This window comes from uncultured Flavobacterium sp. (assembly GCF_963974175.1).
Taxonomy (GTDB): Bacteria; Bacteroidota; Bacteroidia; order Flavobacteriales; family Flavobacteriaceae; genus Flavobacterium.
The window spans coordinates 107,949-130,493 of sequence record NZ_CAXBBR010000001.1 but is presented as its reverse complement, the minus strand read 5'-3'; the positions used below and the strand labels follow the sequence as shown (position 1 = coordinate 130,493).

23 protein-coding genes are annotated in these 22,545 nt (G+C 35.0%); 17 read left to right on the top strand and 6 right to left on the bottom strand.

Annotation, left to right across the window (positions count from 1 at the left end):
* The first annotated feature begins 72 nt into the window (after nt 1-72).
* From AAC069_RS00535 to AAC069_RS00500, 8 genes are all read left to right on the top strand, one after another.
* On the top strand, nt 73-645 hold the full coding sequence (locus AAC069_RS00535; protein WP_339918601.1) for a nucleotide exchange factor GrpE: 573 nt from the start codon (nt 73-75) through the stop codon (nt 643-645).
* A gap of 57 nt (nt 646-702) precedes the next feature.
* Complete coding sequence (gene dnaJ / locus AAC069_RS00530; protein WP_339918600.1) at nt 703-1,827, top strand: molecular chaperone DnaJ; 1,125 nt, start codon at nt 703-705, stop codon at nt 1,825-1,827.
* A gap of 128 nt (nt 1,828-1,955) precedes the next feature.
* Nucleotides 1,956-2,879, top strand: a complete 924-nt coding sequence (locus tag AAC069_RS00525; protein ID WP_339918599.1) for an ATP-binding cassette domain-containing protein — start codon at nt 1,956-1,958, stop codon at nt 2,877-2,879.
* A 68-nt stretch (nt 2,880-2,947) separates the two neighbouring features.
* Entirely contained in the window at nt 2,948-4,264 is a 1,317-nt protein-coding gene (locus AAC069_RS00520) for an ABC transporter permease (protein ID WP_339918598.1), read from the top strand.
* A 73-nt stretch (nt 4,265-4,337) separates the two neighbouring features.
* The gene (locus tag AAC069_RS00515) at nt 4,338-5,501 is read left to right on the top strand and encodes a sigma-54 dependent transcriptional regulator (RefSeq protein WP_339918597.1); all 1,164 of its coding nucleotides are present in this window, start codon (nt 4,338-4,340) and stop codon (nt 5,499-5,501) included.
* Nucleotides 5,502-5,573: 72 nt separating this feature from the next.
* A complete protein-coding gene (locus tag AAC069_RS00510) occupies nt 5,574-6,224 on the top strand; it encodes a DEAD/DEAH box helicase (protein WP_339918596.1) in 651 nt (216 codons plus the stop codon).
* A 16-nt stretch (nt 6,225-6,240) separates the two neighbouring features.
* Nucleotides 6,241-6,459 (top strand): DUF2007 domain-containing protein, encoded by a 219-nt coding sequence (locus AAC069_RS00505; protein WP_339918595.1) that lies wholly within the window; start codon nt 6,241-6,243, stop codon nt 6,457-6,459.
* Nucleotides 6,460-6,554: 95 nt separating this feature from the next.
* Nucleotides 6,555-7,352 carry a Cof-type HAD-IIB family hydrolase gene (locus AAC069_RS00500; RefSeq protein WP_339918594.1) on the top strand — a complete coding sequence of 266 codons (798 nt, stop codon included), beginning with the start codon at nt 6,555-6,557 and terminating at the stop codon, nt 7,350-7,352.
* Nucleotides 7,353-7,357: 5 nt separating this feature from the next.
* Here AAC069_RS00500 and AAC069_RS00495 read toward each other — a convergent pair whose 3' ends face one another.
* Together AAC069_RS00495 and AAC069_RS00490 are read right to left on the bottom strand one after the other, a co-directional pair.
* A complete protein-coding gene (locus tag AAC069_RS00495) occupies nt 7,358-7,942 on the bottom strand; it encodes a hypothetical protein (protein WP_339918593.1) in 585 nt (194 codons plus the stop codon).
* A gap of 7 nt (nt 7,943-7,949) precedes the next feature.
* Nucleotides 7,950-9,566, bottom strand: a complete 1,617-nt coding sequence (locus AAC069_RS00490; protein ID WP_339918592.1) for an ABC transporter substrate-binding protein — start codon at nt 9,564-9,566, stop codon at nt 7,950-7,952.
* Between the two features lie 87 nt (nt 9,567-9,653).
* On the opposite strand from AAC069_RS00490, the gene mtaB reads away from it, so the two are divergent.
* Nucleotides 9,654-10,982: a tRNA (N(6)-L-threonylcarbamoyladenosine(37)-C(2))-methylthiotransferase MtaB gene (gene mtaB / locus AAC069_RS00485; protein WP_339918591.1), complete on the top strand. Its 1,329-nt coding sequence runs from the start codon at nt 9,654-9,656 to the stop codon at nt 10,980-10,982.
* Nucleotides 10,983-11,115: 133 nt separating this feature from the next.
* Here the strand turns inward: mtaB and AAC069_RS00480 are convergent, their stop codons facing one another.
* A complete protein-coding gene (locus AAC069_RS00480) occupies nt 11,116-11,832 on the bottom strand; it encodes a 3-ketoacyl-ACP reductase (RefSeq protein WP_339918590.1) in 717 nt (238 codons plus the stop codon).
* A 185-nt stretch (nt 11,833-12,017) separates the two neighbouring features.
* Here AAC069_RS00480 and AAC069_RS00475 point away from each other — a divergent pair, with 185 nt between their 5' ends.
* Entirely contained in the window at nt 12,018-12,881 is an 864-nt protein-coding gene (locus tag AAC069_RS00475; RefSeq protein WP_339918589.1) for a L,D-transpeptidase, read from the top strand.
* 15 nt (nt 12,882-12,896) lie between these two features.
* Here the strand turns inward: AAC069_RS00475 and AAC069_RS00470 are convergent, their stop codons facing one another.
* Nucleotides 12,897-13,733, bottom strand: coding sequence for a hypothetical protein (locus tag AAC069_RS00470; protein WP_339918588.1), 837 nt, complete (start codon nt 13,731-13,733; stop codon nt 12,897-12,899).
* Nucleotides 13,734-13,915: 182 nt separating this feature from the next.
* Between AAC069_RS00470 and AAC069_RS00465 the strand changes: the two genes are divergently transcribed.
* Nucleotides 13,916-14,794, top strand: coding sequence for a PPK2 family polyphosphate kinase (locus AAC069_RS00465; protein WP_339918587.1), 879 nt, complete (start codon nt 13,916-13,918; stop codon nt 14,792-14,794).
* Nucleotides 14,795-14,845: 51 nt separating this feature from the next.
* On the opposite strand, the gene AAC069_RS00460 is transcribed toward AAC069_RS00465, so the two are convergent.
* Nucleotides 14,846-15,415: a hypothetical protein gene (locus AAC069_RS00460; RefSeq protein WP_339918586.1), complete on the bottom strand. Its 570-nt coding sequence runs from the start codon at nt 15,413-15,415 to the stop codon at nt 14,846-14,848.
* Between the two features lie 232 nt (nt 15,416-15,647).
* Here AAC069_RS00460 and AAC069_RS00455 point away from each other — a divergent pair, with 232 nt between their 5' ends.
* The 3 genes from AAC069_RS00455 to AAC069_RS00445 all read left to right on the top strand — a co-directional run bounded on the left by AAC069_RS00455 (nt 15,648) and on the right by AAC069_RS00445 (nt 18,317).
* Entirely contained in the window at nt 15,648-17,030 is a 1,383-nt protein-coding gene (locus AAC069_RS00455; protein WP_339918585.1) for an MATE family efflux transporter, read from the top strand.
* Between the two features lie 74 nt (nt 17,031-17,104).
* On the top strand, nt 17,105-18,013 hold the full coding sequence (locus tag AAC069_RS00450) for a prohibitin family protein (RefSeq protein ID WP_339918584.1): 909 nt from the start codon (nt 17,105-17,107) through the stop codon (nt 18,011-18,013).
* 73 nt (nt 18,014-18,086) lie between these two features.
* Nucleotides 18,087-18,317 carry a hypothetical protein gene (locus AAC069_RS00445; protein ID WP_074721236.1) on the top strand — a complete coding sequence of 77 codons (231 nt, stop codon included), beginning with the start codon at nt 18,087-18,089 and terminating at the stop codon, nt 18,315-18,317.
* Nucleotides 18,318-18,366: 49 nt separating this feature from the next.
* Here AAC069_RS00445 and meaB read toward each other — a convergent pair whose 3' ends face one another.
* Nucleotides 18,367-19,455 (bottom strand): methylmalonyl Co-A mutase-associated GTPase MeaB, encoded by a 1,089-nt coding sequence (meaB, locus tag AAC069_RS00440; RefSeq protein WP_339918583.1) that lies wholly within the window; start codon nt 19,453-19,455, stop codon nt 18,367-18,369.
* Between the two features lie 187 nt (nt 19,456-19,642).
* Between meaB and AAC069_RS00435 the strand changes: the two genes are divergently transcribed.
* From AAC069_RS00435 to AAC069_RS00425, 3 genes are all read left to right on the top strand, one after another.
* Nucleotides 19,643-20,554 carry an AEC family transporter gene (locus AAC069_RS00435; protein ID WP_339918582.1) on the top strand — a complete coding sequence of 304 codons (912 nt, stop codon included), beginning with the start codon at nt 19,643-19,645 and terminating at the stop codon, nt 20,552-20,554.
* 29 nt (nt 20,555-20,583) lie between these two features.
* Nucleotides 20,584-21,813, top strand: coding sequence for an MFS transporter (locus tag AAC069_RS00430; protein ID WP_339918581.1), 1,230 nt, complete (start codon nt 20,584-20,586; stop codon nt 21,811-21,813).
* A 74-nt stretch (nt 21,814-21,887) separates the two neighbouring features.
* Nucleotides 21,888-22,526, top strand: a complete 639-nt coding sequence (locus tag AAC069_RS00425; RefSeq protein WP_339918580.1) for a peroxiredoxin — start codon at nt 21,888-21,890, stop codon at nt 22,524-22,526.
* The last annotated feature ends 19 nt before the right edge of the window (nt 22,527-22,545 follow it).

Genomic DNA, 22,545 nt, shown 5'->3' with positions numbered 1-22,545 from the left:
AAAAAAAGAATGACAATTTGACATTTAGTGAGAATTGGCAGTACTTTTGCAATTCAAAGAAAAGTGAAAAAAATGAAGTTTAAGAATATTTTTAAAAATACAGGTAATATGACTACTGAAAATACAGAAATCGATAAAGAGATGGATGATGTAACATTAGATAACAATGCGAGTGAAGAACAAATTGTTGCTGATGAGTTAAGTGTTGAAGAGCAATTGACGCAAGACTTAGCGAAAGAAAAAGATAAATATTTACGATTATTTGCAGAATTTGAAAATTACAAAAGACGAACTTCAAAAGAACGTCTTGAATTGTATAAGACAGCAAATCAAGAGGTTCTTTTAGCTATGTTGCCTGTTTTAGATGATTTTGACAGAGCGATGGTCGAAATACTTAAATCGGATGACCAATTACTTTTAAAAGGGGTAGAGCTTATTCATGAAAAACTGAAAAGCACGCTAGTTTCAAAAGGATTAGAACAAGTAGAAGTTAAAGCTGGTGATGCATTTGATGCTGATTTTGCTGAAGCAATTACTCAAATTCCTGCTCCTAAGATGAAAGGGAAAATTGTTGATGTTCTTGAAAAAGGATATAAATTAGGAGATAAAATTATTCGATTTCCTAAAGTTGTTATAGGGCAGTAATGTAGACAGGTTTAGACGCAATTAATCGCGTTCTTACTTTCACAAGAAAAAATAAAGATGAAAAAAGATTTTTACGAGATATTAGGCATTTCAAAAGGTGCTGATGCAGCAGCGATAAAGAAAGCTTACAGAAAAAAAGCATTAGAACATCACCCTGACAAAAACCCTGGAGACAAATCGGCAGAAGAAAAGTTCAAAGTAGCTGCTGAAGCTTATGAAATATTAAGCGATCCGAACAAAAAAGCAAAATACGATCAGTACGGTCATCAAGCTTTTGATGGTTCTGGAGGTTTTGGCGGTGGTGGAGGTCATGCTGGAATGAATATGGATGATATCTTCAGCCAATTTGGTGATATTTTCGGTAGCGCCTTTGGTGGTGGTGGCGGATTTGGTGGCGGAGGCGGAGGTCAACGCAGAACTAAAGGAAGCAACCTACGAATCAAAGTAAAATTAACATTAGAGGAAATTGCCAATGGTGTTGAGAAAAAAGTAAAAGTAAAACGTAAAGTTCAGGCGCCAGGTGTGTCTTATAAAACATGTTCTACCTGTAATGGGCAAGGACAAGTAATGCGTGTTACTAATACGATTCTAGGAAGAATGCAATCAGCATCTACCTGTCCTACTTGTGGTGGATCAGGTCAGATTCTAGATAAAAAACCTTCAGAAGCAGATTCTCAAGGGATGATTGTTGAAGATGAAACGGTTTCTATAAAAATACCTGCGGGAGTTGTTGATGGAATGCAGTTAAAAGTTTCTAACAAAGGAAACGATGCGCCAGGAAACAGTGTTCCAGGAGATTTAATTGTAGCTATCGAAGAGTTAGAACATGAATTTTTGAAGCGTGAAGGAGAGAACTTGCATTATGATTTATATATCAGTTTTCCTGAAGCGGTTCTTGGAGTTTCCAAAGATATCGAAGCTATAAATGGAAAAGTTAGAATCAAATTAGAAGAAGGAATTCAATCTGGTAAGATTCTTAGACTTAAAGGAAAAGGTATTCCAAATATAAATGGCTACGCAAGTGGTGATTTATTAGTACATGTAAATGTATGGACACCTAAAACGATAAGTAAAGAGCAAAAGTTATTTTTCGAAAATAATATTAGTGATGATCATTTCATTCCTAATCCTGAAAAATCCGACAAATCATTTTTCGAGAAAGTAAAAGATATGTTTTCTTAATTTTTATAAAGGTTAAAAATTAAATATAAGTTTCCCATCCTTGTGAAAATAAGGGTGGGTTTTTTTATGTAACAATTATATCTATTTCGATACTAATTATTTACTTTTACACAAATTCAAATTTCAGCATGAGTACTCTACTTGAAGTCAATAAAGTCGTAAAGCAATATGGTGATTATGTGGCGCTTAACGAAGTTTCATTAACAGTTCCTAAAGGCAGTATTTATGGGCTTTTAGGTCCAAATGGTGCAGGAAAAACATCTTTAATCCGAATCATAAATCAAATTACGTTGCCTGATAGCGGTGAGATCATCCTTGACGGTGAAAAACTCCAGCCCAAACACGTTCAATACATAGGCTATCTTCCAGAAGAAAGAGGGTTGTATACGAGTATGAAAGTAGGTGAGCAATGTTTGTATTTGGCACAAATGAAAGGGCTGTCAAAAGCAGAAGCCAAGAAACAATTAGAGTATTGGTTTGATAGATTAGGAATTCAAGGGTGGTGGAATAAAAAAATTCAAGAACTTTCTAAAGGAATGGCTCAAAAAATTCAGTTTGTCGTTTGTGTGTTGCACAAACCTAAATTGTTGATTTTTGACGAACCTTTTTCTGGTTTCGATCCTGTAAATGCTAATGTGATTAAAGACGAAATTTTGGCATTGCGAGAAGAGGGCGCTACGATTATATTTTCTACACACCGCATGGAAAGTGTAGAAGAACTATGTGATCATATAGCCTTGATTCATAAATCAAATAAATTGATCGAAGGAAAGTTAGACGATGTAAAGAGACAATTCAAAACCAATAGTTTTGAGGTAGGTATTGTATCTGATAATGTTGAAGGTTTAATGTATGATATCACTCAGAAATTTACTGTGTCTCCGGCTAATTTTAAATCTCTTGGCAAAGAATTGAAACTTGAAATCCAATTGGGAAATGCTATGCCAAATGAATTGCTACAGGTCTTGACACAAAGAGGACAAGTGACTCATTTTGTCGAAAAAATTCCAAGTGTAAATGATATCTTTATTCAAACAGTAAGCGAAAAGTAAATAATTTTTAATGTTATGATTTTAGAGTTCTGAAATCTAAAATCGTTAATCATAAATCATAAATCTAAATGAGTATTATTTCATTAATCATAAAAAGAGAGTTTATTGCCAAAGTGCGTAATAAATCTTTTATAGTTATGACCTTTTTAAGTCCGCTGCTATTTGTGGGTATTGCCGCATTTGTGGGGTATTTAAGTTCGATGAAAGCAGAAACGAAACGAATTGCGATTCATGATGAATCGGGTTTGTTTGTCAAAGAGTTTATAGCGCAAAACAATCCGAAAAGTGAATATAAATACCTTGATTTATCTTTAATTGATTCGAAATTCTTAAAAGATAGTATCACTAATGAAAATTATGAGGGTTTGTTGTTGATCCCTAATACCGCTAATGCTGCCGACTTAGAAAATAAAATTCAATTTATATCTAACAGTAGTCCGAGCATATCGTTTATTGAAAAGGTTCAGGATATCGTTGCCAACAAAATCACTAAAACCAATCTAGTAAAAGCTAATTTGGATACTTTGGCGATTAGAAATGCCCAGTCAAAGGTCAACATAAGCTTGGCAAAGGCTTCAGGTGAGCAAAGTGTAAAAGGGCTTAATGAAATAAAAATTGCTATTGGAGGTGGATTTGGATACCTGATTATGATGTTTATTATCATTTATGGTAATATGGTGATGCGAAGTGTGATAGAAGAAAAAACAAATCGTATTATCGAGATAATTATCTCATCGGTAAAGCCATTTCAGTTGATGATTGGTAAAATTATCGGAACCTCACTAGCAGGAATCCTTCAGTTTTTTATATGGGCTGTAATAGGACTTTCGCTGATGTTTGCCGCTTCGGTGTTTTTTGGGGTTAATGTTGGTCCAACAGCAAGGGTATCACCGGAATTGATGGATCAGGCACAGCATGAATTGTCTGGTACCGCACAAATGTATATCAAAGAGTTGTGGAACTTGCCAATTGCGAGTATATTGATCGGTTTTGTAGTTTATTTCATTGGCGGATACTTTCTATACAGTTCTTTTTATGCTGCAATTGGAGCCGCTGTTGATAATCAAACCGATTCACAACAATTTCTACTACCTATCATTATGCCTTTAATGCTGAGTGTTTATGTAGGTTTTTTTAGTGTAATAAATGATCCGCACGGTACTTTAGCAGTAGTTTTTTCTATGATTCCGCTCACATCGCCTATTGTTATGTTAATGCGAATTCCGTTTGGCGTACCTTTGTGGCAAATTGCCATTTCCGTAACCCTGTTATTTGCAACCTTCTTTTCAGTAGTTTGGTTTGCAGCAAAAATATATCGTGTTGGAATTTTGATGTATGGAAAGAAACCTACATGGAAAGAATTATACAAATGGCTTAAATATTAAAGTTTATTTGGTTTTTCATTGCTTCGTTTAGACGAAACTTCAAAAAGCTAAATACTAATAATTAAAATAGATTATGAGTAAAATATTAATCATAGAAGACGAAGCAGCGATTCGAAGAGTACTTACAAAAATACTCTCTGAAGAGAACGATAGCTATCAGGTTGAAGATGCAGAAGATGGTGTTGCTGGTTATGAAAAAATAAAAAATAACGATTACGATCTTGTTTTGTGCGATATAAAAATGCCGAAAATGGATGGTGTCGAATTGCTTGAAGCTGTAAAAAAAATAAAACCAGAAATTCCCATTGTTATGATCTCTGGTCATGGTGATATGGAAACTGCTATTAATACGATGCGACTTGGGGCCTTTGATTATATTTCAAAACCACCTGATTTAAACCGATTGTTGAATACGGTAAGAAACGCATTAGATAAAAAACAACTCGTAGTTGAGAATAAGATTTTAAGAAAAAAGGTCAGTAAGAATTACGAAATGATAGGGGATAGTGAAGCAATTGATCACATAAAAGTGATGATTGATAAAGTAGCCCAAACAGATGCTCGTGTGCTTATAACGGGGCCAAACGGAACTGGTAAAGAATTAGTTGCTCATCAGTTGCATGAAAAAAGCGAACGTGCTAACTTTCCTTTAATCGAAGTGAATTGTGCTGCGATTCCTTCTGAATTGATAGAAAGCGAATTATTTGGACACGTAAAAGGGGCTTTTACATCAGCGGTAAAAGATCGCGCTGGTAAATTTGAAGCTGCCGATAAAGGAACTATTTTCTTGGATGAAATTGGAGACATGAGTCTTTCGGCTCAAGCCAAAGTATTACGTGCATTACAAGAAAGTGTAATTACAAGAGTAGGAGCAGATAAAGATATTAAAGTGGATGTTCGTGTAATGGCGGCTACCAATAAAGATCTGAAAACGGAGATTGCCGAAGGTCGCTTCCGTGAAGATTTATATCATAGACTAGCTGTAATATTGATCAAAGTACCCTCATTGAATGAAAGGCGCGATGACATTCCGATGCTGATTTCTCATTTTTCAGATAAAATTGCTTCTGAGCAAGGAAATGCAGTGAAGAAATTTTCTGGTGATGCTGTCAAACTATTGCAAGAATACGATTGGACCGGAAATATTCGTGAATTACGTAATGTAGTAGAGCGTTTGATTATCCTTGGAGGAAGTGAGATTTCTGAAAATGATGTGAAGCTGTTTGCCAGTAAATAAAAATAAATTAATGATTAAAAGACAGAAATTGGAATTCAATTTTACTGTTTTTTACTCTTTCAATAATACCAAATGAAATTAAAAAAAATAAACGAAAAGTTACGAGAAGGATTAGTTGATAACGGTTTAACCGAAGCAAACAAGTTACAAAAAGAAACTTTTTCTACTTTAAAAAGTGGTGCTGACTGTATTATTATCGCACCAAAAGGAAGTGGAAAATCAACTACTATTGTGATCAATGTGATCCAACAGTTAGTTTGCGAGGGTGAACAATCACCTCGAGCTTTGATTATTGTAGAAGACAAAGCTAAGGTGTTAGAAATGGAAGCCATCTTCGAAAAATTCGAAAGATATACTGATTTGGTAGTTTACGGAGTGCACGATAGAGGCGATATGGAATATGACAAAAATTATATTTCAGGTGGAGTTGATGTATTGATAGGGACGCCAATTAAGCTGAACGAAATGTTTACGACTGCTGGTTTTAATGTGAACAGATTGAAAATGTTTATTATTGATGACGCAGATCCTATTTTGAAATTACGTCATGAAACTAAACTGATGCGTATGTCAAATAGTATCAATAAAACACAACGCATTATCTTCGCAGACAGACTATCGGATAGGATAGAAAGTCTTGCTGATAAAATGATGGTGGAGCCTTATCTATTTGAAATTGAAGAAGGCGAAGAAGTGGATGACGAAGAAGAGGATACAAAATAATATAAAATAAATTACCATGGGATTAATGAAAGTGTTTTCAGGAAGTGAAATATTAGCACTAGCTTTAAAAGAAAAAATTGAAGCAGCAGGTGTGGATACAGTGATGAAAGATAATATTCAATCGGCTAGATTAGCCGGTTTTGGAAGTTCAGGTTCGGCTGTTGAGGTTTTCATACAGGAAACTGATTTTGCAAAAGCAACTCCGGTTATTGAAGAATTTAGATTAAGTATTTAATAAACAATCGATGATTTATTAAAGAAAACCCTGGATGTCAATTATGATATCAGGGTTTTCTTTTTTATGAATTGTCTCGTAATAAGATAAAAGAGATGAAATATAAGATGCTGGTGATAGACATGGATGATACCTTGTTGACAGACGACCATAAAATTTCGGAAGAAAATAAGGAAATGCTTTTTAAAGCGCAGGAAAAAGGAGTGTATGTTATTTTGGCATCGGGGAGACCAACGCCAGCAATGACTGCTTACGCGAAAGAATTGAAAATGGACAATTCTTATATGATTTCGTATAATGGCGCCGTAATTACAGATTTGAAGGAAGATAAAGTAATTTTTGAACAAACCTTGACGCAGGAACAAATACATGAATTGTATGAGTATAGCATAAAAAGCAAAACCCATATCATTACGTATCTTGATGGTAAAGTAGTGAGTGAGACGAATTCAGAGTATATAGATATAGAGCTAAATATTACAGGTTTATTGCACAATAAAGTATTGGATTTCAAGACTGCTGTTAATTCATCGGCTGTGAAATGTATTTTATTAGAAGAGCCAAGTTATCTGAAAGAAGTAGAAAAAGACTTAAAACTAGCCATGCCTCATTTGAGCGTGAGTATGTCAAAACCTTTTTTCCTTGAAGTGGCACAAAATGGCATTGACAAAGCTGCAAGTATAAAAATATTGGCGGAGAAATTGGGTATTCATCAAAGCGAAATCATCGCTGTTGGGAATGCAGGGAATGATTTGACAATGATAGAATATGCTGGACTAGGAGTTTGGGTTGATAACGTTACCCCTGAATTAAGAGACAGAGCAAATGTTATCGTCGCGTCAAATAATGATCATGGTGTTGCCGAGGTAGTGCGCAGATTTATTTTGAATTAAGGATTTTATTTCTTTTTCTTAGGTGGTTTGCAACTTTTACAAAAATCTGGATAGTTCTCAATTTGCTTTAAGACTTCTGTATGCAGTACAGTAAGTTTCGCTGCTTCAAGACCCAAATTAGTGTTTTTAGCTGCCATAGCATGCTCTTCGGTGTACTTCTTTTGTATTTGGTCGTATATAACTTTTAAAAAGCTGACATCAGAAAAAGTTCCTTTCTGCTCGTAGATTTCTTTGCGTAATTTACGAGCATAGAGTTCAGATAGATCAAACTCATAGCGAGCAAAATCCAGCAGTTTGTTAGCGGTAATTGTATCTGGAGCAATTAGAGACCCTGCGTCCTTTTGGAAAGAGCAATTTACTTTGGAGTTGAAATTTTTGGTAAACATAAACTCTACATTGTTCATCATAAATGCAAAACCAAGACTTGAAGCGGTGTGGATGCTAGTGATATTAACGTCACTTCCAATTTGTGTAGCTTCTGATTGAAAATCTGATAATTGTAGTTGGTAGATACCGTCCCATTCAATACTGTTTTGAGCATTTGTGGTTAGCACCTGAATAAGAAGAAAGAATATAATAGCTTTTTTCATTCGTTTGTTACGATTTAGGAATGTTCTTTTTTACTTTTTTTAAACTCAATAAATTCAAAGGATTAATCCCTAAGCCAGTAACTTCTTTTCTGGAGAATCGGGCTACTTTGTCATAAAACAAAGGAATTATTGGTGCTTGTTCAATAATGATTTTGTCCATTTTTTGATACAAGACAAAACGTTTTTCATCATCCGTTTCCTTGAAAGCTTGTTCGTATAAACGATCAAATTCGTCATTTTTAAAATGGGTGTAATTTGGTCCGTTTGGAGAGAAATTGTTACTGTAAAATAACGATAGATAATTCTCTGCATCGGGATAATCAGCAATCCAGCTCGCTCTAAAAAAAGAAACTTTTCCGGTAGAAATAGCTTGACGCAATGTAGAAGGAGGACTGATGTCTACTTGAACGTCTAATCCTATTTTTTGCCACTCTCTTTGCAAAAATTCTCCAATATCAACATAAGAAGCATTCGTGCTTAATTGAATTACAGGATTTTTATCACCTGTAGCTTTCTTGTACTCATTTACTAATTTTTTTGCTTTTTCGATATCGTAGGTATATCCTTTAGCATTATTAAAGCTGGGTAAACCTGCGGGAATAATTCCGTTTACGGCTGGCGTTCCCATATTATTTCGCAAATAGGTAATCATTTTTTGACGATCAAAACCGTAATTCATGGCTTGGCGAATGCGTAAGTCTAATACAGCTTTGTCGTCGCCGTCCATTCTGAATCCAAGGTACTCGGTATTAAGGTAAGGCCCAGTAATCAGGTTGATCTCGTTTTTATATTTGGGCTGTAGTTCTCCTTTTTGAGTTAGAATATCATCTTTATAAGAAGGGTCAAGACCTGAAGTGAAATCTAATTTTCCTTGTATGAATTGTAAAAAACCACTTTGCTTGTCTGGTAAAAAAGTAATAGCAACGGCTTCTAGATAAGGCAGCGAATTCCCTTTTTCGTCTTTTTTATAAAATAAAGGGTTTTTTCGTAAGACCAGCTTTACGTTTTCTTCCCATAATTTCATTTGGAAAGGGCCAGTTCCTATTGGGTGCGAACGAAAATCACTACCATAATGAGAAACAACTTCTTTAGGTACTACTGAGGCATATTTCATGGTCATCAAACCCAAGAAAGCAGGAAAAGGTTTGATGAGTTTAATTTCAAAAACGCTGTCATTTTGTGCTTTGAAGCTTTCTACGTTTTGTAAAACCCAACCACCGGGAGAAGCTACTTTTTCGTCTAATAATCGGTTTAAGCTGTATTCAAAATCGGAGGCTTTTACTGTTCTGGTACTGTCTTTACCAAATAAGATGTGTTTTTGGAAATAGATGTCGCTTCGCAACGTAAAAGTATAGGTTTTCGCATCGGGCGAAATAGCCCAAGATTTGGCAATATCGGGTTGGATATTTAATTTTTCGTCCAGTTGTAGTAAACCATTGAAAATGTGATTACAAGCCCAAATATTCGATTGTACTTTTGAGAAAGCAGGGTCAAGAGAAGTGATATTAGAACTTTCATTGTAACGAAAAACAAGATGATCTTTATTTTCTGTACTGTCTTTTCCACAGGAAACAAATGTTAATACAATACAAAGCGTTGATATATAGTGAATTATTGATTTCATTTTAAAGAATATTGTACGTAAATTTGCAAACTCTTTTTACAAAGATGTAAATATAATAAGTTACTACTAAAAACGTAGTTTATCCCTATGGAAAACAGAAAAAAAGTTGCCTTTTATACGCTTGGTTGCAAACTGAATTTTTCGGAAACTTCTACGATTGCTAGAAGCTTTGAAGACGAAGGTTTTGATCGTGTAGATTTTGAAGAAGTTGCTGATATGTATGTAATCAATACGTGCTCCGTTACTGAAAATGCCGATAAGCAGTTTAAGCAAGTGGTTAAGAAAGCAATGAAACTTAATGATAAAGCTTTTGTAGCCGCTGTGGGCTGTTATGCGCAGTTGAAACCAGAAGAATTAGCTGCAGTTGATGGTGTGGATTTGGTTCTTGGAGCTACCGAAAAATTTAAAATTACCGATTATATCAATGATTTGTCCAAAAATGATTTTGGAGAGGTACATTCTTGCGAGATAGCTGATGCTGATTTCTATGTGGGAAGTTACTCGATCGGTGACAGAACCCGTGCTTTCTTGAAAGTGCAAGATGGTTGTGATTACAAATGTACCTATTGTACGATTCCGCTTGCGAGAGGAATTTCTAGAAGTGACGAATTAAACAATGTTTTGAAAAATGCTTACGAAATTTCGCAGCAAAATATCAAAGAAATTGTTCTTACTGGAGTAAATATTGGCGATTACGGAAAAGGGGAATTTGGAAATAAAAAGCACGAACATACCTTCTTAGAACTAGTTCAGGAATTAGATAAAGTAGAAGGAATAGAGCGTTTGCGAATTTCATCCATCGAACCTAATTTATTGAAAAATGAAACCATCGAATTTGTTTCGAAAAGCAGAACTTTTGTACCGCATTTTCATATTCCGTTGCAGTCTGGAAGTAATGATATTTTGAAATTAATGAAGCGTCGTTACCAACGCGAAATATATACGGAAAGAGTAAATAAAATTAGAGAAGTGATGCCTCATGCCTGTATTGGTGTGGACGTCATTGTTGGCTTTCCTGGTGAAACAGATGAACATTTCTTAGAAACTTATCGTTACTTGAATGAAATGGATATTTCTTATTTACATGTTTTCAAGTATTCTGAACGTGATAACACAGAAGCTGCAGAAATGGGTGGAGTTGTACCTGAAAATGTACGTGTGAAAAGAAGTAAAATGATGCGTGGATTATCAGTAAAAAAACGCCGTTCTTTCTATGAAAGTCAATTGGGAAGTACTCGAACAGTTCTTTTTGAAAGTGAAAATAAAGAGGGTTACATTCATGGTTTTACAGAAAACTATGTAAAAGTTAAAACACCTTGGAATCCAGAATTAGTGAATACCTTGCATGAAATCAATTTGACTACAATTGACACTGATGGCAGTGTTCGAATGGAATTTGTAGCGGTTGAGGTGTAGGCAATTTAAAATAATTCATAGTTTAAATTATTAAACCATTAAGAGATTTAGAAAATTAAGGTAAAACTTAATGAACTTAATCTCTTAATGGTTTTTTTTCAGCAGTGATATGTCTTTCGACTTTCCTCTAATATTATGGGTTTGTTGACCAAATCCCTGCGTCTTTAATAAATACGCGGCGGTTTAATTTTAATTGCGCAATGATTAATTCAGCTACATCTTCAGCTTGCATTACATTTTCAGGGTTACCGTCAGTTAGTTTTAAATCTTTGGCCATTTCAGTAGCCACCGTACTTGGCGTTAAGGCAGTAACGCGAATGTTGTGTTTGCGAACTTCCTGCATTAAGGATTCGGTTAGTCCTAATACAGCAAATTTAGAGGCGCTGTATGCACTTGTTAATGCATTTCCTTTCAATCCTGCAGTCGAGGAAATGTTTATGATATCTCCAGTTTGTCGTTCGATCATATTAGGTAATACCGCGCGGGTAGTATAATAGGTTCCCATTAAGTTGACCTGAATGATACGCTCCCATGCTTTAGGTTCCAATTCTAAAAATTTACCAAAAGCTGCAATTCCTGCATTATTGATTAATATGTCAATCGTTTTAAATTTACCCAAGGCTTCTGCTACTGCAGTATCTACTGAACAAATATCAGAAACATCAGCAGTAAGTGTCAATGATTTTACGCCTAAGTTATTTACTGCCGTTGCTACCTCGTCTAAATCAGATTGGGTACGAGAAACTAAAATTACATTCACGCCTTCCTTCGCCAATGCTATAGCAATCGCTTTACCAATTCCTTTTCCAGCACCTGTAATTAGCGCATTTTTATTTTTTAAGTCTGTCATTATGTTCAAATTTTAGTTTGTTATTAGCAAAGTTAAGGCATTCCATTTTTTTAATGGCAGTACAGAAAGTAAAATAAAAGTTAATTTCCACAGGTCGTAAATATTTAAATTTGATAAATTATTCAAATAATTATGTAACACTTTAGTTCCTGAAATAGGTCAATTTTGTAGTATAAATAATCACTATGAAAAAATTAGCCCTTCTTTTTAATATAAGTATCATAATTCTTTTTGCTTCATGCAAACAACAAGCTGATGTCGAAAGTGTCGAAAGCGAACCAGTTATCAAGCGACAAGAACCGAAAAATGTTTCTTTTCATTTCGAAAATACAAAACAATGGTTATCGGCAAATAGCGCCGATAATAAAATGCTACGTATCGCGTATGCGGTTAACCGAACCGATGCTACCAATTTGAAGCAAATGGATTCTATTTTAATTCCGGGGGATATGAGCGGCGATATTGAATTCTATCTTCCTTTTCCAATGACTGTTTCGTATTTAAAAGACATAAAAAAAGTTATCTTTTTTTCGTATGCTACACAAACATTTGCTGCTTATGAAAAAGGGCAATTGGTTTATACGGGACCTACTAATATGGGGAGTGAAAAACATAAAACCCCAGAAGGTTTGTTTTTTACGAATTGGAAAGCAGAGGAAACTACAAGTACATTTGATGATGAGTGGGAATTACGTTGGAATTTTAACGTAGAAAATAAATTAGGTGTGGGATGGCATCAATACAGCTTACCCGGTTACCCAGCTTCTCATTCTTGTTTGAGACTTCAGGAGACGGATGCCAAGTATTTATACGATTGGGCTGATGAGTGGCAATTAGCCGATTCAGAAACAGTTAAAGTAAAAGGGACTCCTGTAATCGTTTTTGGTAGTTATGATTTTGCTGCGCCTAGACCATGGCTACAATTAGCTACTGACCCAAAAGCATTAGCTATTTCAGAAAATCAAATTGAGGAAGAAACAATGCCTTTCTTGAGTGATATTCTAAAAGAACAAAAGAATAGAGATGCAGTTCAGTCTGCGAAGAAATAGAAATAGTTTTCTTTTTTACTTGAGGTCTATACTTAGTTTGTAAATAGTACTTTCTAAGACATCCGTGTCTTTGTCCTCACAAAGTAGAAACTGGATTTGGTTCTTGGTTTTTGAAAATAAGGTTAGCCCTTCAAATTTATTTGTGGGGCTAATTTTTTGTGTAAAATCTATTTTCATTGTATCTAAATCTATACAACCAATAATGCTTCCTAGGATTTCTCCATCGTCATACGTAGAGGAAGTGTTTTCGGCTGTGGCCAAGAAATAAATTTTATCGTCTACGAGAATTGCATCGGTAAAGCTACTGCGAACGCCCTTTATTTTGGGCAGCTTGTACTCGTTCGAAATTAGGCTGAATTCTTCGTTTAATTTTTTGGCGTGCAATGTATATATGACATTCTTATTATTGCTTTCATTGGCACGGTTAAAGAAATACCAGTTTTCGCCATCATAAATAGCGCCTTCTAAATTAAAATCTTCTGGTTTGATATTCCCAAAACTCTGCATGACTGCATACAAATCAACCAAATTATTAGTTGTGGCTTTTTTTCTCGTTTTTAAATCGAATTCGATCATCGCATTCCTTCTTGCCGTGGATCCAGAACCAAAGATATAAAGCGTGTCTTGAAAATGTGTGATGGATTCAAAGTCGGGTTTGTCCTTTTTAGGAATATTATCACTAGGGTTTTGTAAGAGTGGGTATTTATTCAGACTAGTATCGGTGATGTTGTATTCGTATAAAAAGCCACTGTTGTCTCCTATTAAGTAAAGAGAATTGCCTTGAAAAAAAAGCCCTGATGCAGAACCAATACCGATAATCGTTGTGAATAATTCTAATGTAAATTTTTTCATAATTTGTTGTTGAAAACGTAAAGCCCTAGCCCAGATAAAAGAGAAAATCCTATTGTGCCAGTCCCGAAGCTTCGGGGCGGCACAATAGATTGTAGCGAATAGCTGGAAAAAGCTCCAAAAAATCATCAAGATTAATCCTGATTATTTGTTATATTTGAGAAAGTAAAGATAAAAAAATCCCTATGAAATCGATTAATCCCGAAGATTTTAAAGTAGTTAACAAGATAGAATTGTCAAAACTTCCTACTAATTTAGATATTGGTGCCAGCGATGATACAAAAGAAGATAAATTAGATGATGTTCGCGAAAAGTTGAGTGACTTGCAGGACACGATGTATGCCCACAATCGATATGGAGTTTTGATTTGTTTGCAGGGGATGGATACTTCTGGTAAAGACAGCTTGATTCGGGAAGTTTTTAAGGAATTTAACTCACGCGGAGTTGTTGTACATAGTTTTAAGACACCTAATTCGACCGAACTGGAGCATGATTATTTATGGCGTCATTATTTAGCGTTACCAGAAAAAGGAAAATTTGCTGTTTTTAACAGAACGCATTATGAGAATGTATTAGTTACTCGGGTACATCCTGAATATATTCTAAATGAAAATATACCGGGGATTGAAGACGTTTCGTCGATTACACCTTCTTTTTGGGAAAACAGAATGGAACAAATCAGGAATTTTGAGAAACACATTACTCAAAACGGAACCATCGTTTTGAAATTCTTTTTGCATATGAGTAAAGAAGAGCAGAGGCAACGTTTATTGCGTCGATTAGAAGAGAAAAAGCACAATTGGAAGTTCTCAGTAGGAGATTTAAAAGAAAGAGAACGTTGGGATGATTATATGCATTATTACGAAGAGGCGATAAACAATACTTCTTCAGCGTATGCTCCTTGGTACGTAGTTCCAGCCGATGATAAGGACATGTGCCGCTATATTATAGGTAAAATTATTTGGGAAGAAATGCAGAAACATACTGACATTCAAATGCCTGAGATGGATGAGAAAATTCAGGGCAACATCGAATTGTACAAGGAGATGTTGGCAAAAGAATAAAAAAAAATGCTCTGAAATTCAGAGCATTTTTTTTACTAATTCAAAATTGTATTATAGTTGAAAACCATAAGCTAGACGTACACCAACTTGTCCAACACCTTTTCCTATAGTTTCATTATTGTTCATTTTTCTAAAATCAGAATAGTGCTCGTAACGCAATGAAACGTCAATGTATTTTGTTGCGTAACCAATACTTGGCGCTAAGATTAAAGAAGTTTGGTTGTAATCGTTAGTTACCGCAAATGCAGCACCAGCTTCTCCCATTACATAAAATTCGTCATTCCAAACGAATGCTTTAAAACCTGCTTTAGCTGGAATGAATCCTAAATCTTTTCCAGTAGCTTCACCTGGAAATGCATCAGCTTCACTTACAAAAAGATTTGTAAATCCAGTAGTCAATGTTAAAGAGTATCTTTTTGTTAAATCATATTGTAATCTTGCATCTGCACCTAAGGCTAATTTGTATGGGTCTTGAGTAGCATATCCACCACTAACACCAAATCCTAATTTGAAACCTTGATCGTAATTTTTTACTGCTGTGTCTTGCGCAGATGTTGTATTTGATAAAAAAGCTGAGATTGCTAATACAAGTAGTGTCTTAATTTTTGTTGTCGTTTTCATAAATCTGGGTTTTTATATTGATAATTTTAATGCCATCTGAATATCTATTGTTGTATTGATGACTGGTGCAAATGTATAGCGGCAGCTCTCCTGAAAAGTTATAGAATTATTTGATTTTCTTATATAATTCGGGAGTAAGGGATAATATCTTAAAAAAAGGGAGCTTATTAGTTGAATAATACAAGAACAATCAAAAGCTTCTAATTATCTTTGCCTTCAAAATAATAATACAGTGAATTTTTCTAAATATACTCAAGAGTTTTCCTATAATTTAAGACTGGCTTATCCAATCATTTTAGGGATGCTTGGACATACAATTGTTGGGATTGTAGACAATATTATGGTGGGAAAACTAGGGCCAACAGAATTGGCAGCGGTTTCTTTAGGTAATAGCTTTGTTTTTATAGCCATGTCAATAGGTATTGGTTTTTCTACTGCGATAACTCCCTTGGCAGCAGAGTCTGACGGGAAGAATGATATTGAAGAAGGAAGAAGCGTATTTCATAACGGGCTGTTTTTATGCACGGTTTTAGGTTTGACTTTATTTCTTATTATATTCTTTTTTAAGCCTTTGATCGCTTTCATGGGACAACCGGATATTGTGGTGGAAATGGCAAAGCCGTATCTCGATATCGTTGCTTTCTCTCTTGTTCCGCTTATAGTTTTTCAGGCGTACAAGCAGTTTGCTGATGGGAAATCAGAAACTAAATATTCTATGTGGGCCACAATCATTGGTAATGTCATTAATGTGGTCATTAATTATTTCTTGATTTATGGGATTTGGATCTTTCCTAAAATGGGAATTGTGGGAGCAGCTATCGGTACGATTATTTCTCGTATTGTTATGTTGCTTTTTATGCATTACATCATGATTAGAAAACCAAAATTCCATCCCTATTTTGAAAACTTCAGTTTAAAAGAAATCAAGAAAAAAATGCTTAATAAGATTATCAACTTAGGCTTACCTTCCTCTATGCAAATGTTTTTTGAGGTAGGTTTGTTTACAGGGGCAATTTGGCTTTCGGGGGTTTTAGGAACGACGAGTCAGGCTGCTAATCAGATTGCGTTGAGTTTAGCTTCTTTGACTTTTATGTTTGCCATGGGTTTGAGTGTGGCAGTAACGATTAGAGTAGGAAATCAGAAAGGACTGATGGATTATGCTAAACTGCAGCTTGTGGCGCGATCCATATTTTTATTGGCCATACTTCTAGAGACGGTGTTTGCTGTTATTTTTGTGGTTTTTCACCAATATTTACCTCAAATGTTTGTGGATGTTAACGATATGAGGCACATAGTAGAGACTAAGGAAGTTGTTGTAATAGCCTCTCAGCTACTATTTGTGGCAGCATTTTTTCAAATTTCAGACGGAATTCAGGTTGTTGTTTTGGGAGCCCTAAGAGGATTACAGGATGTGAAAGTACCAATGTATATTACATTTGTGGCTTATTGGGTTGTTGGATTTCCAATTTCAATTTACTTAGGTTTATATACTGATTTGAAAGCTACTGGTATTTGGATAGGTTTACTGGTAGGATTATCTTTTGCCGCTTTATTTTTGTATATTCGCTTCTCTCGATTGACGAAAAAGTTAATCTTAGAGAAATCTATAAAATAATGTTATTCTAACATTATAACTTCTAATTCGTTTATTGTTCTTATTTGACCAATAAACATTCTAAATTAAAATACATGATAATACTTATTATTCTAGGCATAATCTTAGTGGTTATGAGCTTTACTTTGAAAACAGATCAAAATCCGCTGTCAAAATTTTCAAATCTTTTTAAAATTATTGGGATTTTGCTAATTATTGGAGGAATATTCTCGTCTGCATTTAAGCAAATTGATGCTGGTACAGTGGGGGTTAAATCCTTGTATGGTAATGTGGAACCAGGGATTCTTACAAGTGGTCTGAATGTTATAAATCCACTTTTGGATGTAACCATTTTTGATACCCAAACTCAAAACTATACTATGTCTGCCGCACAGTCTGAAGGAGCTCAAGAGGGCGATGATGCTATTCGAGTATTATCAAATGACGGTCTTGAGGTGGTTATTGATTTAACGGTATTGTACCGCGTATCGGCTGCAGATGCTCCAACAATTTTTAAAGAAATAGGGGTTAGCTATATGGATAAAATTGTGCGACCGGTTACTAGAACACGTATCCGTGATAACGCAGTTTACTATGATGCTGTGGCTTTATATTCTACTAAAAGAAATGAATTTCAAGATCGAATTTTTAAAAGTATTGAGACTGATTTTAAATCAAGAGGTTTGATTCTGGAGCAATTACTGATTAGAAATATTAATCTTCCTACTTCAGTAAAAGCATCTATTGAAAGTAAAATTAATGCTGAACAAGACGCGCAAAAAATGACTTTCGTGCTTCAAAAAGAAAAACAGGAAGCAGAACGTAAAAGAGTGGAAGCACAAGGTATTGCTGATTATCAAAGAATTATTTCTACGGGTTTAACAGCTAAACAATTGCAATATGAATCCATAAAAGCACAAAAAGAACTAGCTGCATCACCAAACACAAAAATTATTTTTATGGATGGTAAAGGAAGTTCTTCAATCATTCTTTCTGATAAATAGATTATATTTGTTGCAACGATTATTGATTTAATCGTTGCAATGAATTTAGCAATTAATGATTTAACATTTATAAATGGAATTACCAAAATTTTTACTAGGCGATAACACTGATTTTCAAGAAGATATCTTTATCATTCACTTAGATTATCCAAGATTCATAATCAATCTTAAAGATGATGAGGTAGAATTTATTGAAGAAGCCGAAGACCTTGATGAAGGCGAATTAAATGCCGAAATGGAAGGATTAATAGTTTTGGCTAACGAGTTTTATGATAGAGAAATGGAACGTTACGAGAAAGAGTAACGATTAATATATTGTTTTACTGAAAGTCTAGATGAAATATCAAATAGATTTATCCTTTAAAATACTTTTCTAACAATATTTGAGCGGCTGCAAAAGGTGAAATTTCACCATTTTGCACCGCTTTTTTAGTTGAATCTAATAATTTTTGAATGTCAGAATTATTATAAAAACTAAGCTTAAGCTGTTCGTTGATGGTTTCGAGCATCCAATATTCATTTTGCTCCGAACGTTTTACATTAAAGTAATCATTGCCTTTTGTGAGTTCGACAAATTGTACAATCGTTTCCCAAACATCTGGAATTCCATCTTGGGTAATCGCACTACAGGTAGCGGTTGTGGGAATCCAACCTGATCTTTTTGCAGGAAATAAATGCAGCGCTCTATTGAACTCTGTCTTAGCTAGTTTTGCTTTTCGAATGTTATCACCATCTGCTTTATTGATGACAATCGCGTCTGCCATTTCCATAATACCTCGTTTGATACCTTGTAACTCATCGCCGGCTCCGGCAATTTTTAATAACAAAAAGAAGTCCACCATACTATGAACCGCTGTTTCACTTTGACCAACACCTACCGTTTCTATGATAATGGTGTCAAAGCCACAAGCTTCACAAAGTGTAATTGTCTCCCGTGTCTTTCTGGCTACACCACCTAAGGTATCTCCAGAAGCAGAAGGTCGGATGTAAGCGTTTTTATCTTTAACTAATTCCTCCATTCGGGTTTTATCACCCAAAATACTTCCGTGTGAAATCGTACTGCTCGGGTCGACGGCCAGAACAGCTACCTTTTTCCCTAATCCAGTTAAATGTTTTCCAAACGCTTCAATGAAGGTGCTTTTTCCAACGCCTGGAACACCGGTTATTCCTATTCGAACTGATTTATTTGCATGAGGCAAACACGCATTAATAACTTCATTGGCTTTGAGCAAATGATCGGGATTCGTGCTTTCTACTAAAGTAATAGCGCGGCTTAGAGCGGTTATATTACCCGATAAAATCCCGGTTACTAGTTCATCCGATGAAGGCTGTACTTTTCTATATTTTTGAATGTTTTTTACAACAGACGGACTAAATATTTCTGGCTGGGGAATTCCAGCTTTCTCGTTAAGGGCAGTCTGTTTTATTTTGTCGTTTTCCAAAGCTTAAAATCATTTTAGTAAAATTAACACTTAAACATGAATTATTAGAATTTAATCCGCTTTTTAAGTAGAATAGTTTAGCTCGTCCCATTGAAATTGAATTATTGAAAAATAGTGAAATACAATTCTAATAATTTTGATTTATACCAAGTGATAGTGCTAAATTAGCTGATATAATTTTTAGACGATGATTAACTTTATTCTTATCTTTTTTTATTTAATTCTTGGGATTGTATTGCAACGTGTAAAACGATTTCCTACTAACAGCTATAAGCTATTAAATAAGATTGTAATTTATATTTGCCTTCCAGCTTTGGCCTTGTATTACATTCCGAAAATTCATTGGAATAACCAATTGTTATTTCCTATTGGCGTGGCATGGATTGGGTTTGCAGTTTCGTTTGTGTTTTTTCGTTTTTTAGGAAAAAAGTATGGTTGGTCAAAAAAACTGACTGGATGCTTAATCTTAACGGCAGGTCTCGGAAATACGTCGTTCCTTGGTTTTCCAATTATCGAAGCGCTATATGGTCAGGAAGGGATGAAAACTGCGATATTAGTAGATCAACCCGGAACTTTTGTAGTACTTTCTACTTTAGGGATTCTGGTAGCTACTATGTACTCTAAAGGGGAGCCGAATGGCATTCAAATTTTTAAAAAAATAATGTTTTTCCCTCCATTTATTACTTTTGTGGTGGCCTGTGTGATGAATGTGTTGAATTTTGATTTCCATGAATGGGTACAATATATTCTCCAGAAAGTAGGTAGTGGAGTTACCCCATTGGCGTTGGTTTCCGTGGGGCTACAGCTGCGTTTTGAAAGTCGAAGCCAACATTGGCGGTTTTTGGGATTGGGACTTCTATATAAACTAATATTGACTCCAGCCATAATCTATGTGTTGTACGTTGTGATTTTGAATCAAAATTCTAAAATGATTGAAGTGGCCATCATGGAGTCAGCGATGGCGCCCATGATAACTGCCAGTATATTGGCTGCTACACATGGTTTGAAGCCTCGTTTAAGTAGTATGATGATTGGTTTTGGAATCCCAATTTCTTTTATCACTTTAGCCTTTTGGTATTTTGTGCTTCGATTTATTTAATTTTTTATTTCTTCTTTTTTTTATCCGCTATGAATACTATTTCTAATACTGATTTAAAAGCAGATAATCCTGCAGGAGCTCAAAAAACCATTTATTCGGTTTTGTTCTCTATTGCTTTTGCTCATTTGATAAATGATTTAATGCAGTCGGTTATTCCGTCTACTTACCCAATTCTTAAAGAGAATTTTAGCTTGAATTTTACCCAGATAGGGTTGATTACTTTTGTATATCAACTGACAGCCTCTTTATTGCAACCGTTTATTGGTTTTTACACTGATAAAAAACCAAAACCATATTCATTGGCAATTGGTATGGTGTTTACGATTTCGGGATTAGCTTTATTATCGGTGTCTACTCATTTTTGGATGATATTAGTCGCAGTTTCCCTTGTGGGGATTGGTTCTTCCATATTTCATCCAGAAGCGTCGCGTGTTGCTTTTTTAGGTTCTGGCGGGAAAAGAGGTTTGGCACAATCCATCTTTCAGCTGGGCGGGAACACCGGAAGTGCGATCGGACCATTGTTAGTTGCTATAATTGTGGCACCATATGGTCAATCGAATATCATTTGGTTTGTAATAGTGGGTATTATAGGCATATTCGTTTTGACTAAAATTGCGGTTTGGTACCAAAACCATTTGAATTTACGTGCTGCCAAAAAAATTGCCAATGACGAAGATATTGTCCCTTTTTCGAAGAGAAAAATACAAATTTCAATAGGCGTGTTACTGCTTTTAATTTTTTCGAAGTTTTTCTATATGTCTAGCATGTCGAGTTACTTTACATTTTATTTAATGAAAAAATTCGGACTTAGTATTCAAGAATCTCAATTTCATTTGTTCGTTTTCTTAGCCGCTGTGGCTGCGGGAACATTGATTGGCGGACCATTAGGAGATCGTTTTGGGAGGAAATACATTATTTGGATTTCAATTTTAGGAGCTGCTCCTTTTACTTTGCTTTTGCCTTACGCTAATTTGTTTTGGACTGGAATATTATCAGTGGTTATAGGAATAGTCATTGCTTCGGCATTTTCGGCGATTTTAGTATTTGCTCAAGAATTGATGCCAGGTAAAGTGGGGATGATTTCTGGTTTGTTTTTTGGTTTTGCTTTTGGAATGGGAGGTTTGGGTTCGGCTATCTTGGGGTATTTGGCTGATCAAACCAGTATAGAATATGTTTATAAAATCAGTTCTTTTCTACCTTTGTTGGGCGTATTTACTTATTTTTTACCCAATGTAAAAATGAAAAAACACGGACACTAGTTTTGGTTTCTTTGTGTATTTACGCTTCTAGTTCACTATTTTTTGACTAACTTTAATAAAAATATAAAGAAATTATGGCAACACTACGATTAGGAGATATTGCTCCAGATTTTACAGCAGAAACAACAATGGGGGAAATTAATTTCCATGAGTGGATAGGCGATTCATGGTGTGTTTTGTTTTCACATCCTGCCGATTTCACGCCCGTTTGTACTACTGAACTGGGAACTGTTGCAAATTATTATCCCGAGTTTGAAAAAAGAAATACAAAAGTAATTGCATTAAGTGTGGATGGATTAGAGTCGCATATAAAATGGATTAAAGATATTGAGGAAACACAAAATGTTACTTTGCAATACCCAATCATTGCAGACGAAAGTAAGACTGTCGCAAATCTTTATGATATGATTCACCCCAATGCAAATGAAACCTTTACTGTTCGGTCTGTTTTTATAATTGCACCTGATAAAAAAATTAAGTTGATATTGACCTACCCAGCTTCTACAGGGCGTAATTTTGATGAAATTCTGCGTGTTATTGATAGCTTGCAGTTGACATCAGAATACAGTGTGGCGACACCTGCAAACTGGAAAGACGGGAATGACGTGGTAATTTCACCTTCAATTCCGGATCATGATATACCTGCGAAATTTCCAAAAGGATATCAGCAAATAAAGCCTTATTTAAGAATGACCCCTCAGCCTAATAAATAAGATTTTAATGATTTTAAAA

Bases quoted from the DNA above. Each gene is read 5' to 3' on its own strand.
- AAC069_RS00535 (WP_339918601.1), top strand. From the start codon at position 73: ATGAAGTTTAAGAATATTTTTAAAAATACAGGTAATATGACTACTGAA.
- dnaJ (WP_339918600.1), top strand. From the start codon at position 703: ATGAAAAAAGATTTTTACGAGATATTAGGCATTTCAAAAGGTGCTGAT.
- AAC069_RS00525 (WP_339918599.1), top strand. From the start codon at position 1,956: ATGAGTACTCTACTTGAAGTCAATAAAGTCGTAAAGCAATATGGTGAT.
- AAC069_RS00520 (WP_339918598.1), top strand. From the start codon at position 2,948: ATGAGTATTATTTCATTAATCATAAAAAGAGAGTTTATTGCCAAAGTG.
- AAC069_RS00515 (WP_339918597.1), top strand. From the start codon at position 4,338: ATGAGTAAAATATTAATCATAGAAGACGAAGCAGCGATTCGAAGAGTA.
- AAC069_RS00510 (WP_339918596.1), top strand. From the start codon at position 5,574: ATGAAATTAAAAAAAATAAACGAAAAGTTACGAGAAGGATTAGTTGAT.
- AAC069_RS00505 (WP_339918595.1), top strand. From the start codon at position 6,241: ATGGGATTAATGAAAGTGTTTTCAGGAAGTGAAATATTAGCACTAGCT.
- AAC069_RS00500 (WP_339918594.1), top strand. From the start codon at position 6,555: ATGAAATATAAGATGCTGGTGATAGACATGGATGATACCTTGTTGACA.
- AAC069_RS00495 (WP_339918593.1), bottom strand. From the start codon at position 7,942: ATGAAAAAAGCTATTATATTCTTTCTTCTTATTCAGGTGCTAACCACA.
- AAC069_RS00490 (WP_339918592.1), bottom strand. From the start codon at position 9,566: ATGAAATCAATAATTCACTATATATCAACGCTTTGTATTGTATTAACA.
- mtaB (WP_339918591.1), top strand. From the start codon at position 9,654: ATGGAAAACAGAAAAAAAGTTGCCTTTTATACGCTTGGTTGCAAACTG.
- AAC069_RS00480 (WP_339918590.1), bottom strand. From the start codon at position 11,832: ATGACAGACTTAAAAAATAAAAATGCGCTAATTACAGGTGCTGGAAAA.
- AAC069_RS00475 (WP_339918589.1), top strand. From the start codon at position 12,018: ATGAAAAAATTAGCCCTTCTTTTTAATATAAGTATCATAATTCTTTTT.
- AAC069_RS00470 (WP_339918588.1), bottom strand. From the start codon at position 13,733: ATGAAAAAATTTACATTAGAATTATTCACAACGATTATCGGTATTGGT.
- AAC069_RS00465 (WP_339918587.1), top strand. From the start codon at position 13,916: ATGAAATCGATTAATCCCGAAGATTTTAAAGTAGTTAACAAGATAGAA.
- AAC069_RS00460 (WP_339918586.1), bottom strand. From the start codon at position 15,415: ATGAAAACGACAACAAAAATTAAGACACTACTTGTATTAGCAATCTCA.
- AAC069_RS00450 (WP_339918584.1), top strand. From the start codon at position 17,105: ATGATAATACTTATTATTCTAGGCATAATCTTAGTGGTTATGAGCTTT.
- AAC069_RS00445 (WP_074721236.1), top strand. From the start codon at position 18,087: ATGGAATTACCAAAATTTTTACTAGGCGATAACACTGATTTTCAAGAA.
- AAC069_RS00435 (WP_339918582.1), top strand. From the start codon at position 19,643: ATGATTAACTTTATTCTTATCTTTTTTTATTTAATTCTTGGGATTGTA.
- AAC069_RS00430 (WP_339918581.1), top strand. From the start codon at position 20,584: ATGAATACTATTTCTAATACTGATTTAAAAGCAGATAATCCTGCAGGA.
- AAC069_RS00425 (WP_339918580.1), top strand. From the start codon at position 21,888: ATGGCAACACTACGATTAGGAGATATTGCTCCAGATTTTACAGCAGAA.